Here is a 14,513-nt window from a genome sequence, read left to right as displayed (position 1 = left end):
TTCATCATCCGCTGTTTTACCTTAAGAATGATTGCCTCGATAAGAGAGTGCTTCTGTAAGATGAATGCTTTGAATCATCTCGCTTTGAGCCAAATCGGCAATGGTCCGCGCTACTCGTAAAACACGATGATAAGCACGAGCTGATAGATTTAAACGTTGCTGTGCCATTTCAATCATTCGCTGTGAAGTACTATCAAGGACAGCATATTGTTCTAGTTGCTTCGGTGAAAGCGCTTGATTTAAACAATTTTGTCTTTGCATTTGTTGTTCATAAGCAGAAATCACACGCTGTCTTACAGCCGTAGAACCTTCAACAGGTGTTGGATCTTGCAGTTCCTGAGCTTTTAAAGGCGGTACATCAATATGTAAATCGATACGGTCAAGTAACGGGCCCGATATACGGTTTTGATAGCGCTTAATGCTGTCAGGTGAACATTGGCAACGGCTGTCTTGATTAAACGCATAACCACATGGGCAGGGGTTCATCGCAGCAATCAATTGAAAGTTAGCCGGATAAGTAATCTGCCGAGCTGCTCGTGAAATAATGATTTCTTTTGACTCAAGCGGCTGGCGTAAAACTTCTAGCACCTTTCTGTCAAACTCTGGAAGTTCATCTAAAAATAGAACACCTAAGTGAGATAGGGTAATTTCACCCGGTTTAGGATGAGATCCGCCCCCAACCAGTGCAATTGCTGATGCGGTATGGTGGGGCGCACGAAAAGGACGCTGTCCAAACGTATGCGGTGTATTCGAAATCGAGTAAATACTCGCAACTTCAAGTGTTTCTTGATTAGAAAGAGGTGGCAAAATTGAAGGAAGGCGTGAAGCGAGTAAAGTCTTACCTGTGCCCGGTGGTCCTTTAAAGAGCAGAGAATGTCCCCCTGCTGCGGCTATTTCTAGTGCGCGACGTGGGCGTAGCTGACCTTTTACATCTGCCAAATCAAATTTATAAGGCATTTGATTTGATGTTGTTGAAGGTTCAATCGAAGATAGAGATTTCGTGCCCAGAAAATGTTCACAGACTTCTTTTAAATGGCTCACCGGATAACACTCAAGGTCCGGTAAATGGTTAATATCTTGACTATTATCGAGAGGTAAAAGCATTTTATGCTTGGCCTGTTGACAGGCCATTGCCAAAGTTAAAGTACCTGACACTGGTCTTACATGACCATCTAGCGCTAATTCACCAATTAATTCAAAATCTTCGGCACAGCTTTCGGGAAGCTGACCAGAGGCAATTAAAATGCCTACAGCAATTGGTAAATCCAGACGTGACCCATCTTTGGGCAAATCTGCTGGTGCAAGATTAATGGTCAGCCGTTTAGTTGGAAATTGAAATCCACTATTAATAATGGCTGAGCGAACTCGATCTTTACTCTCTCTTACAGCCGCCTCTGCTAGTCCGACAATGGTAAGAGAAGGTAAGCCTTGACTCACATGTACCTCAACTTCAATTAGAGGTGCATGCAAACCCAAAAGTCCCCGTGTATAAATTTTAGAAAAAGACATCTTATTGTTCCATTATGGTGCTTCATTTTTAATCGTTGTAAAGTATAAGTGCGCTACGTTGGTGCTTATTTTTTATTCTTTAAAGTTTCTTCTAACAGACTTACTTGTTTTTGTAGCTCTTCTAAACGTTGAGTGGCCGATTGAAGTGCGGTCTTTTGACGTTCGATCTCTTGTTTGGACACAAGATCCAACTTTTCGACTGCTTCATTTAATAATGCACGTAAATTTTTTTCCAAATCTTTTTTAGGCTCATCAATTTGTTCCAAAATGGCCTGTAGTAATGTTTCTAGCATAAAATATCCAAAGTGTTGTATTACCTTATAGTTTACAGTTTAACACTGCTTGAACTTGGGATATAGGTTTCAATTCTTTTAGTACAAATAGAACATTAAATAAGCACTCAACGATACTGAAAATTCATTTTATTTTTAATAGCTCATCTACATCTTGATCACTAAATAGGTTATAAAGAAAGTTCATGCAATAGATTCATTTCCCTCAACCTTTGAAATATTGGCATGAAAATTGAACATAAAACCTTACTGGTGAAAAGAAGCCGAAGGAAACAAACATGAAGCTTGTAACTGCAATTGTAAAACCGTTTAAATTGGATGATGTGCGTGAAGCGCTCTCTGACATTGGTGTACAAGGGATTACCGTAACTGAAGTTAAAGGTTTTGGTCGTCAAAAAGGACATACAGAACTCTACCGTGGCGCAGAGTATGTGGTTGATTTCTTACCTAAAGTAAAAATCGAAATTGCGATTAGTGATGAAATGGTTGACGCGGTAATTGAATCAATTACTCGTGTAGCAAGCACTGGAAAAATCGGCGATGGTAAGATTTTTGTGACTAACCTGGAACAAGTTATCCGTATCCGTACGGGTGAAACTGGACCAGATGCTGTCTAATTGGCACAAAGCTTGCTGAGTAGAAAATAACTCGCAAATGAGGTTGGGGGACACGAATGAAAAAAATGCTTATGGCGCTGAGTCTATCAGGCGCTCTTTTGGGTGGTACTGCCGTTTGGGCAGAAGATGCTGTAACAACGCCTACATCGGAAGTTGCGGCTACATCAACATCTCCAGCTACTGCAACCACTGCAGAAGCACCAGTTGCTGAAACTCCAGCAGCTCCAGCACCAACACCAAAACTTGATACAGGCGATACATCTTGGATTTTAGTTTCAACAGCTTTGGTTCTATTAATGACCATTCCTGGTTTGGCACTATTCTACGGCGGTATGGTACGTAAGAAAAATGTATTAAGTACTATGATGTTCAGCCTTTCCGCTGCAATTTTAGTAAGTTTGCTGTGGGTGATTGCAGGGTATTCAATCGCGTTCTCTGGCACAGGTGCATTTTTTGGTGATTTGTCTAAAGCCATGCTCAACGGAGTCGCGTTTGATGCATTGAGCGGGACAATTCCCGAAAGTCTCTTTGTTATTTTCCAAATGACTTTTGCCATCATTACAGTTGCAATCCTGAGTGGTTCTATTGCAGACCGTATGAAATATTCAGCTTTCATGGCATTCATTGCAATTTGGGTACTTGTTGTTTATGCACCAATTACTCACTGGGTTTGGGCAACAGATGGTTGGTTATTTAAAGCAGGCGCGTTAGATTTTGCTGGTGGTACAGTTGTACACATCAACTCAGGTGTTGCAGGTCTAGTTGCTGCTTACATGCTTGGAAAGCGTATTGGCCTTGGCCGTGAATCTATGGCTCCTCATAATCTGACTCTAACAGTTGTTGGTGCAAGCTTACTTTGGGTGGGTTGGTTCGGCTTTAACGGTGGTAGTGCCTTAGGCGCGGGTGCTCGTGCAAGTATGGCAATTTTAGTGACTCAAGTTGCTGCCGCTGCTGCTGCATTCTCTTGGTTAGTTGTTGAACGTATGATCCGCGGCAAAGCATCTGTATTAGGTGGTGCTTCTGGTGCTGTAGCTGGTTTGGTTGTGATTACACCAGCAGCAGGTTTTGTCGGTGTAGGCGGTGCTTTAGTCATGGGCCTTATCGGTGGCGTAGTGTGCTTCTGGGGTATTACTGCACTTAAACGCTTACTTAAAGCCGATGATGCTTTGGATGCGTTTGGTTTACATGCTGTAGGTGGTATTGTCGGTGCGATTTTAACTGGCGTATTCTACAGTGACGAAATTATTAAAGCAGCTAACGTTACCTTAGCTCCAACATTCGCTGGCCAATTATGGGTACAAGTTGAAGGCGTATTGGCAACCATGGTTTACAGTGGTATCGCGACTTTCGTTATTCTTAAAGTGATTGATCTTGTAATCGGTATCCGTGTGAACGCTGATGATGAGCGCATGGGTCTGGATTTAAGCCAACATGGCGAACGTATTGAATAATCATCATTAATATATCTGCTGTCTGAAAAGAACAGTCTTGAGCTGTGATCAAAGCGATGCTTTGATCTTGCTCAGGGCTGTTTTTTTGTCTTATAGAATGCTGGTTCTGTAAGTGTAGAAATTTTGCTACACTAGGTCAAAGTAATCGACCCTATAAATCCGCTATGCATTGTCCATTTTGCAACGCCGCAGATAGTAAAGTCATCGATTCACGTTTAGCCGCCGAAGGCTGTCAGATTCGTCGACGTCGTGAGTGTGTAAGTTGCGGTGAACGTTTTACCACTTTTGAAAGCTATGAAGTGGTAATGCCCCGTGTGATCAAATCGAATGGAAAAAATGAACCTTTCGATGAGGCCAAATTACGTCGTTCGTTAATGCATGCTCTGCAAAAACGTCCGGTCACACAAGAGCAGATCGAAACAGTTCTAAGTGATATTCAGTTGCAGATTCGCCGTTTAGGTGAACGTGACGTAAAATCTAGAACAATTGGCGAAATCGTCATGCAATCGCTATTTGCCCTTGACCATGTCGCTTATGTCCGATTTGCTTCTGTATATCAAGATTTTCAGGATGTTGAGGCGTTTCGCCGTCAAATTGAGCAAATGCAGCAACGTGAACAATAACTATTTGAGATTTTTATGTCTGAGTTGAAACAAGATCAATATTGGATGCAGCAAGCCATTGAACTTGCCAAACGAGGTCTATATTCGACTAAGCCTAATCCAAATGTTGGCTGTGTCATTGTCAAAGATGATCAGTTAATTGGTGAAGGCTTCCATCCTAAAGCGGGTCAACCACACGCAGAGGTCTTTGCTTTACGTCAGGCAGCTGAACAAGCACAAGGTGCAACAGCCTATGTCACACTTGAGCCATGTGCGCATTATGGAAGAACTCCTCCTTGTGCTGAAGCACTGGTTAAGGCTCAGGTTAAAAGGGTGGTTGTGGCATGTCCTGATCCAAATCCGCTCGTTGCGGGTAAGGGCGTTCAGATTTTGAAAAATGCCGGAATTGAAGTAGACGTTGGCATTTGTGAAGATTTAGCAGAGAAATTAAATCAAGGTTTCTTAAAGGCGATGTCTACGGGCATGCCTTATGTACGTTTAAAAGTAGCTTCAAGTCTAGATGGACGTACGGCAATGGCATCTGGTGAATCGAAGTGGATTACGGGTTCTGCTGCCCGTCAAGATGTCCAGCATTGGCGTGCTATTTCAGGAGCAGTGATTACAGGTATTGAAACTGTGATTGCAGATGATTGTCAGCTTAATGTGCGCTCACTCGGTCATATTGATATTGAGACAGTTGCTCAACCAAAACGGGTTGTTTTAGATCGTCAGGGGCGTTTGCCACTTAATGCTAAAATTTTAGAAAACCCTGAAACTGTGATGGTCATGGGACCATATCGTGAAGAACTTGCCGATTTAGGCGTGATACAATTAGATATTCAGCCTTTAAAAATGCTGTTACAGACCCTATCTAAGCAACATCAAATTTATGATGTATTGGTGGAAGCCGGTGCGACATTATCTACTGCCTTTTTACAAGAAGGTTTGGTAGATGAGTTGATCAGTTATATTGCCCCAACATTCTTGGGGAAAAGTGCAAGAGCCATGTTCAATGCAGAGTTTGAATATATGGCACAACAACTTCGTTTTACACTTCTTGATGTGACACAACTTGATCAAGATATACGCTTAAGGTTAATCCCTACGCAAGAGAAAGTATGAATTCAGAGCCTTCGGTTTATCACAAACGTCGTCATGCGGCCCGTACGACAGACGAATATCTTTTCCATCAGCTTGTTCCTTACCTAGGTAACAAGCGCCGATTGCTCCATCTAATTTTAGAAGCCCTTGAAATTACAGGGACACTGAATAGCAAGAAAAAGAATCCTCCGATTTTTGCCGACTTTTTTGCCGGCAGTGGTGTCGTGTCTCGTTTAGCACGTCAAAATGGTTACCGTGTGATTGCAAATGACTGGGAACCTTACAGCCATGCTTTAAATCATGCGATTTTAGCTTGTACCGATGCACCTGCTTTTAAAGAGCTGGGTGGTTATCAGAAGGCAATTGACTATTTAAATCGCTTACCTGAAGTTAAAGGTTGGGTAACTCATAACCTTTGCCCACGTAACGATGATGTATACGATCCAACCCGTGACCGTTTGTTCTTTAAACGCCGTAATGGTATGCGTATTGATGCGATTCGCCAGCAGATTGCAACATGGCAGGCACAAGGCGCAATTAATGATGTAGAGATGAGTGCTTTGCTCGCTCCATTACTCTATTCAGCAAGTTTTGTCAGTAACACCAGTGGTGTATTTAAAAGCTTCCACCAAGGGTGGGGCGGACGTACACAAACTGCATTAGAACGAATTGAGTCATTGCTTTGGTTAACACCAAGCCGTTTTTGCGAGATTGGTGACCGTAAACGTCCTGCTGCTGAAATGTGGTGTGTAGATTCACAGCATCTAGCAAATCAAATGAGTGGTTTTGAAGTCGATGTTGCCTATCTCGATCCACCCTATAACCAGCATGCATATAGCAGTAATTACCATGTTTTAAATGCATTAACTTTATGGGATCAGGTCGATTTACCATCACCAGATACTAAAGGTTATAAAAGTGGAATTGATAGAGCTTGGCGTAAAGAGCGTCCAAGTCCATATAACTCTTCTAAATATGCGAAAGATGCGTATGAAAAGTTACTTTCAACCATCAATGCCCGCTATATTCTGACCAGTTATTCAACTGATGGTAATATCGAGCCTAAAGATTTGCTTATGGCCAATCTGGAGCGCGGCAAAGTGACCTTGTTAACACAAGATGTTCCACGCTATCGAGTAAGTAAACAGCGACAGTCTGAACGTGCACGCGTACTAGAGTTTATTGTGATTACTGATACTCATGCTAAGTCAGGACCACCATTACGTCAGTTATTAGGCCAGCTTTACCACTTCGCCGAGCTAGGTGGTGTAGATACCTCAGGTAATAGTACACAGCTCGCACTTTGGTAAGCGCTGCAATTTAAGCAGTGTAAAAAGATTTGGAGATTGAGCCATGTTTACAGGCATTATTGAAAGTTTAGGAAAAGTCGAAAGCCTGCAAAGCGTAGGTGGTGATGTGCGTTTACGTATTCAGACTGATCTGGATATGTCAGATGTACATTTGGGTGACTCAATTGCGACCAATGGAATCTGTCTCACCGTGATTGAATGGGGCGATAATTGGTACGCAGCGGATGTTTCTCGTGAAAGCTTGAATCGTACGACTTTAGGTAACTGGAAAGTTGGGCAACGTGTCAATGTTGAAAAGGCAATGTTACCGACAACCCGCTTTGGTGGACACATTGTGAGTGGCCATGTTGATGGTGTGGGTGAAATTACTGTAGTACGTGAAGATGCTCGCTCAATCTATTATGAAGTTACAGCACCGACAGAACTTGCTAAATATTTAGCCGAAAAAGGTTCTGTGACCGTAGATGGGATTAGCTTAACGATTAACCACTTACGTGGAAATATTTTAAGCTTAAACTTAATTCCGCATACAGCAGAGCGTACTAACATTGGAACATGGCAAGTTGGTAGCAAAGTAAACCTTGAAGTCGATGTTTTGGCGCGTTATATCGAGCGTTTATTGCTAGGTGACAAAGCAGCTGAACAAAAAACAGAGTCAAATATTAGTATGGCTTTTTTAGCTGAGAATGGTTTTTTAAAATAAAAAGCTAAATCGTTAAAATAAAAAACCGGACACTTGTTCCGGTTTTTTATTTTGAAAACTTATTGCTTGGTTAGCGTAACCGAGTTTGTGCCGACCCATGGTTTATTATGTTGGGTGCGTGTAATTGAAAATTCGCCTTTTTCTGACTCTCGTGTGAGTAAGATAGATAAAGAGTTAAAGTCGTTATGACTCATATAAAGTTCTTGTGCTGAAAATGTCCATTGTTCACCCTGATTAAGCTGCTCAAGTTGCATTGAAATCTGATGCGGAATGTCCATTTTTACCCTCATTAATTTTCATAAATAACCATGCGGTATTCTAATAATTATTTGAACTAAAAGAATATTGTGCATGACTATTCTGTGACAATTAAATGTCATTTTTATGACAAAGAGAGTCTTAAAAACTTTACTTTTCTATTTTTTCATCAGAAAACTTAGAATTCTTTAAAATGTATTCAATTTCTTCTTGAGCTGCCGAATTTAGCTTTGCTCGGAAAGCTGTTACAGACTGTTCAATTAAGCTCTCAGCTTCAAGTTCTAAACGAATACGTAAACTTTCAAGCTCAGATAAGATTTGATCATCGGTAATACTAAGTTTTACACCAGCAGAATAATTGACTGCTGGTGTTTCAGGGTTTTTCTGATAACGCGCAGTTTGCTCTGCAACTTCTTGTTCTAAATGGCTACGTAATGTGTGTAATGTTTCAGTCTGTTCATTAAATTTTCGAACTTCGTCTGCTTGCAACTCCGCAGCATAAGCAGCTTCTGATGCACGTTTGTCAGCAAGCGATTTTTCTAAAGCGAGTTGACGACGAATACGTGCTTGCTCAATGAGCTCTGCTTTAAGATCTGCGTAAGCTTGTTCAATTTTTTGCTGTGATTCTAACTGCGCTTTTTCATCATTTAAAACCCAAAGTTGAATAGGCGTTTGAGGCTCTAGTAAGTCACAAATACGTGCCAGATCCTGTTGATAGGTATGACGGACAGCTTCAGGCGCATTTAACCATCTTTTTTTAAAATCTTGCCCGACATTTAATGCCACCATGTTTCTCCTTGATCAACAGTATTTACATTTTAGCGCGTTATAATTTAAAGGTCCGCGGTTCTATACCCAAACGGCGATACATTTTAAATTTTTCTCGACCAATTTGCTTGGCTGTTTCATTATTTTCAACAATTTCTATAATGTGGCTAAAATGATCAACTTGTTCAAGTGCATGATTGTTAAAATTAAATACTAACAGGCCTTGTTCAAGTGGTTGTTTAGCCGAAATACATACAGCAGCATCAGTCTGATCAACGCCATGCGCAATGAAACTGACTGGATCGAATTCCCATAATCTTTCATCAAGCATCTGTTGTAGCTGCACATCTGGGCAATACCACCAGATTTTGGGATGCTTCTGTAATATTTTTCGACATAAACGGCAAGCACTATCGACTTGCCGTTCTTCGCTGGTTTCAAACAGATAAAAACTAACTTTAGCCATTCGTATTTACACGATTCGCTAAAAATTGCATGAGTAATGGTACTGGACGACCTGTTGCACCTTTAGCTGGACCAGATAACCATGCAGTTCCTGCTACATCTAAATGAGCCCAACGATATTCACGTGTAAAGCGCTCAAGGAAACATGCAGCTGTAATCGCGCCGCCGTATGGACCACCGATGTTTGCAATATCGGCAAATGGTGAATCAAGTAATTCTTGATAATCATCAATCACTGGCATACGCCATACACGGTCAAATGATTGTTCGCCAGCTTGTTGGAGCTCTGCTGCCAAAGCATCATCTGGTGAGAATAACCCACTGAGTACTTTGCCTAAAGCAACTACACACGCACCTGTTAAGGTCGCAATATCAACCACGACTGCTGGATTAAAGCGTTTAATATAGGTCAATGTGTCACACAGTACTAAACGGCCTTCAGCATCTGTATTTAAAATTTCAACAGTTTGACCGCTCATGGTGGTCACAATGTCACCTGGACGAGTTGCTTTACCAGAAGGCATATTTTCTGCTGCTGCAATTGCACCAACTACATGAATAGGAAGTTTTGCTTCGCATAGGGCGCGAATGGTACCAAGCACAGATGCTGCACCGCACATATCGAATTTCATTTCATCCATGCCAAGGCCTGGTTTTAATGAAATACCACCTGTATCAAAAGTTACGCCTTTACCTACTAGAACAACCGGAGCTTGATCAATCTGTGCTTGATATTCGAGCGTTACAATACGGCCCGGACGTTCAGATCCTTTACTGACTGCAAGAAAAGCATACATGCCTAAATCAGCCATTTGTTGCTCATTTAAAACAGTTACTTTAAGTAAGTCAGGGAATTCTGCGGCTAAAGCTAGAGCTTGTTCTGCCAAATATTCTGGGAAACAAATATTGCCCGGACGGTTGCCAAGATCACGTGCATAAGACTGACCAGACTGTACTGCATGTACTAAAGCCAGTTGTTTTTCATCTAGGCTAGTTTTTGAACTAATTAAATCAACCTGTTTTAACACAAATTCATTTTTTTTCGATTTAAACTCATCATAACCATAAGCTGCTTGAGTTAAGCTTAAAGCAAATAAATAATGGTGCTCGACAGGTAAAGCAGCAATATCAATTGCGATATGCTTAAATTTATTTTGTGTCGATTTGATAATCGTTTGGGCAAGTTTAGCGAGCTTGACTGCCTGAAGTTCAGCTGTTTTTCCTAAGCCAAGTAATTGGCTGTGAGGCTGATTTGAAATCTGACCAAATAAAGGCAGAGTTTCATTGAAGTTACCTTTAAATTGGGTAGCGTTCAGAACGCTTTCTAGGTTATTGATTTGATATGTGTTGACGTTGCTTTGTAGCTGTTCTGAATCAACTAAAACCCACAAAGATTCATTAGATGTCTGTTCGGGAAAAGTTGTATAAGTTGTAAATTTCATGGCTGTCGTGATTGCCTATAGAAAGTTATGATGAATTAAAACATTGAAACACTTTCAAGCATAGCGTTGCAATGTGCGGTTTTATATTTTTAACATTCGGGTAAACTAGCAGTCGTCCCGATTAGCCTTTTGGAAGTATTACTTTGATTATTCGGCGTTATCTCGTCAAGCAAGTTGTCTCTACCTCATTGGTGGTCATTTCTTTATTGACCTTAATCATGATGGGTGGTCGTCTGATCAAATACTTTGGTGTGGCGGCGCAGGGGCGTTTAGATGCCAGTATCTTGTTTAGCATCATTGGATATCGTTTACCTGAATTTCTAACCCTCATTTTACCACTGGGTTTTTTCATTGGTTTAATGTTGGTGTTTGGTCGTTTATATGTTGACCATGAAATGGCAGTACTGAACGGTAGTGGTGTGAGCCGTCATCAATTAGCACGATTACTCATTCCAATGACGCTTGTTTATATGGTTTGTCAGTCTGTGCTTATGCTCTGGATGACGCCGTGGGGACTGCGTGAGTTTGAGAAATTAACCACCACCCAAGCGGTTCGGACAGGCTTCGATTTGGTTCGCCCAAGAGAATTTATTTCTTCTGGACCCTATACGATTTATGCAGGTTCATTGTCGGAAGACCGAAAGAATTTAAAGGACATTTTCTTTTATCAACGTGCGACCAAAGAAGATAAGCCAGATGTCATGATCTTGGCAAAAGAAGCGACTCGTGTAGAAGTTGCAAATGACACAGCCAATGTCGTTGATCTGGTGCAAGGCCGTCGTTATGAAATATTTCCGGGACAACCAAAATATACGCAAGCAGAGTTTCAGTCTTATCGTCTACGTTTAGAAAATGACAAAGATGTTAAGTTTGAGAGTGGTGATGTGGAAGCATTATCAACGACTAAACTCTTTTCAAAAACAAATGATCCAGTCATAAGAAGTGAGTTGGGATGGCGTTTGTTTGGACCATTCACCATTATTATTGCTTTAATGCTTTCTGTGGCATTGTCTGAGGTGAGTCCACGACAAGGTCGTTATTACCGTCTTATTCCGGCGATTTTTATTTTTTCCAGTCTGATCGTATTAATGATTGCAATCAAGACTCGTATTAGTAAAGAAGAACTCGATATTTGGGCTTATCCTGCCGTGTTGGTGGTTTATGGCGTTGCAGCAGCCTTATTTTCACGTAAACAAAAGTTGGCACCAAAAATCAAGAAACAGATCAAGCGAGTGAAATTATAATGTTAGCACGTCGAATAGTCGCCAAATATGTGACGAAAACCACTGCGCTTGCAATGTTTGGCACCACAGTTGTTTTGTCGATTTTACAGATCTTATTTACGTATCTGGGCGAGTTGGGTGAGCTCAAACCAGACTATAACGCATGGCAAGCTCTCATCTATGTGTTATGGGGTGCTCCTCGTTATCTATATGAAATTTTGCCTATTTCTGCCTTGATTGGTGCGGTAATTGGTTTAGGGTCACTAGCAACTAGCAGTGAACTTATTGTTATGCGCTCTGCTGGCATTAGCTTATGGCGTATTGTTGGTTGGGTGATGCGCTCAGCTTTACTGCTTATTATTTTGTCTTTCGCTTTAAGTGAATGGGTTATTCCATATACTAATGAAAAAGCAGCAAGTGTTAAAAGTCACCGCTCTGTAGCTGCTTTAGGCGAAGTGAAAGGTTATTGGTCACGTGAAGGGCAGCGATTTATCTATATCGACTATGCTAACTCTCAAGGCAATTTAAAAGATATTCAAGTGGTCGATTTTGACCAGAACTATTACTTACAATCATTAATCAATGCTCAGCAAGGACAGTTCGTAAAAGATGGTCAATGGGCTTTGAAGAAAGCACAACAAATGGATATTTTGGCGGCAGGAAATGCCATCAAAACCGACCATGATGAACAATCACTTTCTTTAGCATTACAGCCTAAATATGTGCACATGGTGACTTTAGATCCTGAAGACTTATCACCAAGCCAGCTCATCAGCTTCATGCGCTATATGGATGAATATAGTCAGGTTCCAAAGACCTATCAATTGGCTTTCTGGCAAAAAGTTGCCTCACCATTTTCGTTGATTGCTCTGGTTCTCGTGGCATGCTCATTTATTTTTGGGCCATTACGCCAACAATCGATGGGTTTCCGTTTGGTGATCGCATTGTTTATTGGTTTGAGTTTCTATTATTTGCAGGATTTCTTGGGTTATGCCAGCTTGGTTTATGCCCCATCTCCTGCATGGTTCGTACTCGTACCTATCTTGTTAATGTTTGGTGCCGGAAGTTATTTGCTTTACCGCGCCCGCTAGTAATAATTGAAATTTATGGTTTTCATCAATCGTAGATATTGGTGAAAGCCATAGGAAAAAATAGAGTCTTGACCGAAAATTCGGTAAGATATTGTGACGAAATTGTAGACAAAAGAGAAATAGATTATGACGGATGCAACTGCTGGCAAGATCCCTCACGTTCTGGTCATTATGGATGGTGTTGGTCACCGTGAAGCGACTGAAGATAATGCCTTCCTTGCAGCAAAAACACCGAATTTGGCAGCAATGACCGCAAAGCATCCAAATAGTCTAATTTCTGGTTCTGGCGAAGATGTTGGTTTACCTGATGGACAAATGGGTAACTCTGAAGTCGGTCATATGAACCTTGGCGCAGGCCGTGTGTTATATCAAGACTTTACCCGTATTACTAAAGATATTCGTACTGGCGACTTTTTTAAACATGAAGTGTTGATAGACGCTGTTGAAAAGGCCAAAGGTGCTAATGGCGCTGTTCATATTATGGGCTTGCTCTCAGAAGGTGGCGTCCATTCACATGAAGACCATATTGTGGCGATGTGTGAGCTTGCATTAAAACGTGGTGCAAAAGTTTATTTACATGCTTTCCTAGATGGTCGTGATACACCTCCACGTAGTGCTCAGCCATCTTTAGAAAAATTGGATGCGTTATTTGCTCAATATCCAGGTCAAGGCCGTATCGCGACGATGATTGGCCGCTACTTTGCAATGGACCGCGACAACCGTTGGGATCGCGTTGAACAAGCTTATCGCTTGTTAACTGAAGGCGAAGCACTTCGTACTGCACAAACAGCAGTAGAAGGATTAGAGTTAGCTTATGCAGCCAATGAAAACGATGAGTTTGTAAAAGCGACTCGTATTGGTGATATTGCTAAAGTCCAAGACGGTGATAGCGTTGTATTTATGAATTTCCGTGCTGACCGAGCTCGTGAAATTACTCGCGCATTTGTAGAAAAAGATTTTGCTGGCTTTGAACGTAAAGTTGTTCCAAATCTTTCTAAATTTGTGATGCTTACACGTTATCAGGCTAGCATCGATGCGCCAGTTGCATACATGCCAGAAGCTCTCAAAAATTCATTGGGTGAATATTTATCTTCTCTTGGAAAGACTCAGTTGCGTATTGCCGAAACTGAAAAATATGCTCATGTAACGTTCTTCTTTAGTGGTGGGCGTGAAGATGAATATCCAGGTGAGAAACGTATTTTAATTCCATCTCCAAACGTTGCGACATACGATCTTAAGCCTGAAATGAGTGCTTATGAAGTAACTGATGAATTGGTTAAAGCCATTAATTCTGGTGAATACGATTTATTGGTTGTGAACTATGCTAATGGTGATATGGTAGGCCATACAGGTATTTTTGATGCGGCAGTTAAAGCAGTTGAAGCGGTTGATACTTGTTTAGGTCGTGTCTATGAGGCAGTTATGGCGAAAAAAGGCCACATGCTCATTACCGCTGACCATGGTAACGTTGAACAAATGCAAGACTACGAGAGTGGTCAAGTTCATACTCAACATACAACGGAACTTGTACCGTTTATCTATGTTGGCCCAACACAAGCAACAATTGCAGAAGGTGGTGTGCTTGCCGATGTAGCACCAACGATTCTCAATTTAATGCAGATTCCTGTTCCTGCTGAAATGCAAGGACGTAACCTGATTACATTATCTGCATAAACCAAA

Annotated in this window: 15 protein-coding genes; 9 read left to right on the top strand and 6 right to left on the bottom strand. The window is 41.3% G+C overall.

Features of this window, described 5'->3' with window-relative positions:
* Nucleotides 1–21: 21 nt before the first annotated feature.
* A complete protein-coding gene (locus tag K6I41_RS18005; protein ID WP_250374887.1) occupies nt 22–1,509 on the bottom strand; it encodes a YifB family Mg chelatase-like AAA ATPase in 1,488 nt (495 codons plus the stop codon).
* A gap of 65 nt (nt 1,510–1,574) precedes the next feature.
* On the bottom strand, nt 1,575–1,802 hold the full coding sequence (locus K6I41_RS18000; RefSeq protein ID WP_151767111.1) for an accessory factor UbiK family protein: 228 nt from the start codon (nt 1,800–1,802) through the stop codon (nt 1,575–1,577).
* Between the two features lie 278 nt (nt 1,803–2,080).
* Here K6I41_RS18000 and glnK point away from each other — a divergent pair, with 278 nt between their 5' ends.
* The 6 genes from glnK (at nt 2,081) to K6I41_RS17970 (ending at nt 7,586) form a co-directional block, all read left to right on the top strand.
* Nucleotides 2,081–2,419: a P-II family nitrogen regulator gene (gene glnK, locus K6I41_RS17995; RefSeq protein ID WP_000780326.1), complete on the top strand. Its 339-nt coding sequence runs from the start codon at nt 2,081–2,083 to the stop codon at nt 2,417–2,419.
* Between the two features lie 56 nt (nt 2,420–2,475).
* Nucleotides 2,476–3,870, top strand: coding sequence for an ammonium transporter (locus K6I41_RS17990; protein WP_004795189.1), 1,395 nt, complete (start codon nt 2,476–2,478; stop codon nt 3,868–3,870).
* Between the two features lie 164 nt (nt 3,871–4,034).
* Nucleotides 4,035–4,493, top strand: coding sequence for a transcriptional regulator NrdR (nrdR, locus tag K6I41_RS17985; protein ID WP_004795187.1), 459 nt, complete (start codon nt 4,035–4,037; stop codon nt 4,491–4,493).
* 15 nt (nt 4,494–4,508) lie between these two features.
* On the top strand, nt 4,509–5,594 hold the full coding sequence (gene ribD / locus K6I41_RS17980) for a bifunctional diaminohydroxyphosphoribosylaminopyrimidine deaminase/5-amino-6-(5-phosphoribosylamino)uracil reductase RibD (protein WP_250374886.1): 1,086 nt from the start codon (nt 4,509–4,511) through the stop codon (nt 5,592–5,594).
* Nucleotides 5,591–6,883: a DNA adenine methylase gene (locus tag K6I41_RS17975; RefSeq protein WP_005301611.1), complete on the top strand. Its 1,293-nt coding sequence runs from the start codon at nt 5,591–5,593 to the stop codon at nt 6,881–6,883. Before ribD ends, K6I41_RS17975 begins: the two co-directional genes overlap by 4 nt.
* A gap of 43 nt (nt 6,884–6,926) precedes the next feature.
* Nucleotides 6,927–7,586, top strand: coding sequence for a riboflavin synthase (locus K6I41_RS17970; protein ID WP_002121149.1), 660 nt, complete (start codon nt 6,927–6,929; stop codon nt 7,584–7,586).
* A 59-nt stretch (nt 7,587–7,645) separates the two neighbouring features.
* Here K6I41_RS17970 and K6I41_RS17965 read toward each other — a convergent pair whose 3' ends face one another.
* From K6I41_RS17965 to K6I41_RS17950, 4 genes are all read right to left on the bottom strand, one after another.
* Nucleotides 7,646–7,864 carry a hypothetical protein gene (locus tag K6I41_RS17965; RefSeq protein WP_005301614.1) on the bottom strand — a complete coding sequence of 73 codons (219 nt, stop codon included), beginning with the start codon at nt 7,862–7,864 and terminating at the stop codon, nt 7,646–7,648.
* Nucleotides 7,865–7,994: 130 nt separating this feature from the next.
* Nucleotides 7,995–8,633 (bottom strand): cell division protein BlhA, encoded by a 639-nt coding sequence (gene blhA, locus K6I41_RS17960; protein ID WP_004795179.1) that lies wholly within the window; start codon nt 8,631–8,633, stop codon nt 7,995–7,997.
* Between the two features lie 37 nt (nt 8,634–8,670).
* Nucleotides 8,671–9,078: a DNA polymerase III subunit chi gene (locus tag K6I41_RS17955; protein WP_111855735.1), complete on the bottom strand. Its 408-nt coding sequence runs from the start codon at nt 9,076–9,078 to the stop codon at nt 8,671–8,673.
* Entirely contained in the window at nt 9,071–10,519 is a 1,449-nt protein-coding gene (locus tag K6I41_RS17950; RefSeq protein ID WP_250374885.1) for a leucyl aminopeptidase, read from the bottom strand. The genes K6I41_RS17955 and K6I41_RS17950 overlap by 8 nt, the downstream gene beginning before the upstream one ends.
* A 143-nt stretch (nt 10,520–10,662) precedes the next feature.
* Between K6I41_RS17950 and lptF the strand changes: the two genes are divergently transcribed.
* The 3 genes from lptF (at nt 10,663) to gpmI (ending at nt 14,507) form a co-directional block, all read left to right on the top strand.
* Nucleotides 10,663–11,763, top strand: a complete 1,101-nt coding sequence (lptF, locus tag K6I41_RS17945; RefSeq protein ID WP_013199136.1) for an LPS export ABC transporter permease LptF — start codon at nt 10,663–10,665, stop codon at nt 11,761–11,763.
* Nucleotides 11,763–12,833: an LPS export ABC transporter permease LptG gene (gene lptG / locus K6I41_RS17940; protein WP_013199135.1), complete on the top strand. Its 1,071-nt coding sequence runs from the start codon at nt 11,763–11,765 to the stop codon at nt 12,831–12,833. Before lptF ends, lptG begins: the two co-directional genes overlap by 1 nt.
* 126 nt (nt 12,834–12,959) lie before the next feature.
* Nucleotides 12,960–14,507, top strand: a complete 1,548-nt coding sequence (gpmI, locus tag K6I41_RS17935; protein WP_250374884.1) for a 2,3-bisphosphoglycerate-independent phosphoglycerate mutase — start codon at nt 12,960–12,962, stop codon at nt 14,505–14,507.
* Nucleotides 14,508–14,513 lie beyond the last annotated feature (6 nt).

The sequence above is a fragment of the Acinetobacter sp. AS23 genome (genome assembly GCF_023612055.1).
Classification (GTDB): Bacteria; Pseudomonadota; Gammaproteobacteria; order Pseudomonadales; family Moraxellaceae; genus Acinetobacter; species Acinetobacter oleivorans.
Note: the sequence above shows the minus strand (reverse complement) of the source record. Positions and strands in the feature narration are given on the sequence as shown.

Excerpts from the sequence above, each read along its gene's own strand:
- K6I41_RS18005 (WP_250374887.1), bottom strand. The coding sequence starts at position 1,509 with ATGTCTTTTTCTAAAATTTATACACGGGGACTTTTGGGTTTGCATGCA.
- K6I41_RS18000 (WP_151767111.1), bottom strand. The coding sequence starts at position 1,802 with ATGCTAGAAACATTACTACAGGCCATTTTGGAACAAATTGATGAGCCT.
- glnK (WP_000780326.1), top strand. The coding sequence starts at position 2,081 with ATGAAGCTTGTAACTGCAATTGTAAAACCGTTTAAATTGGATGATGTG.
- K6I41_RS17990 (WP_004795189.1), top strand. The coding sequence starts at position 2,476 with ATGAAAAAAATGCTTATGGCGCTGAGTCTATCAGGCGCTCTTTTGGGT.
- nrdR (WP_004795187.1), top strand. The coding sequence starts at position 4,035 with ATGCATTGTCCATTTTGCAACGCCGCAGATAGTAAAGTCATCGATTCA.
- ribD (WP_250374886.1), top strand. The coding sequence starts at position 4,509 with ATGTCTGAGTTGAAACAAGATCAATATTGGATGCAGCAAGCCATTGAA.
- K6I41_RS17975 (WP_005301611.1), top strand. The coding sequence starts at position 5,591 with ATGAATTCAGAGCCTTCGGTTTATCACAAACGTCGTCATGCGGCCCGT.
- K6I41_RS17970 (WP_002121149.1), top strand. The coding sequence starts at position 6,927 with ATGTTTACAGGCATTATTGAAAGTTTAGGAAAAGTCGAAAGCCTGCAA.
- K6I41_RS17965 (WP_005301614.1), bottom strand. The coding sequence starts at position 7,864 with ATGGACATTCCGCATCAGATTTCAATGCAACTTGAGCAGCTTAATCAG.
- blhA (WP_004795179.1), bottom strand. The coding sequence starts at position 8,633 with ATGGTGGCATTAAATGTCGGGCAAGATTTTAAAAAAAGATGGTTAAAT.
- K6I41_RS17955 (WP_111855735.1), bottom strand. The coding sequence starts at position 9,078 with ATGGCTAAAGTTAGTTTTTATCTGTTTGAAACCAGCGAAGAACGGCAA.
- K6I41_RS17950 (WP_250374885.1), bottom strand. The coding sequence starts at position 10,519 with ATGAAATTTACAACTTATACAACTTTTCCCGAACAGACATCTAATGAA.
- lptG (WP_013199135.1), top strand. The coding sequence starts at position 11,763 with ATGTTAGCACGTCGAATAGTCGCCAAATATGTGACGAAAACCACTGCG.
- gpmI (WP_250374884.1), top strand. The coding sequence starts at position 12,960 with ATGACGGATGCAACTGCTGGCAAGATCCCTCACGTTCTGGTCATTATG.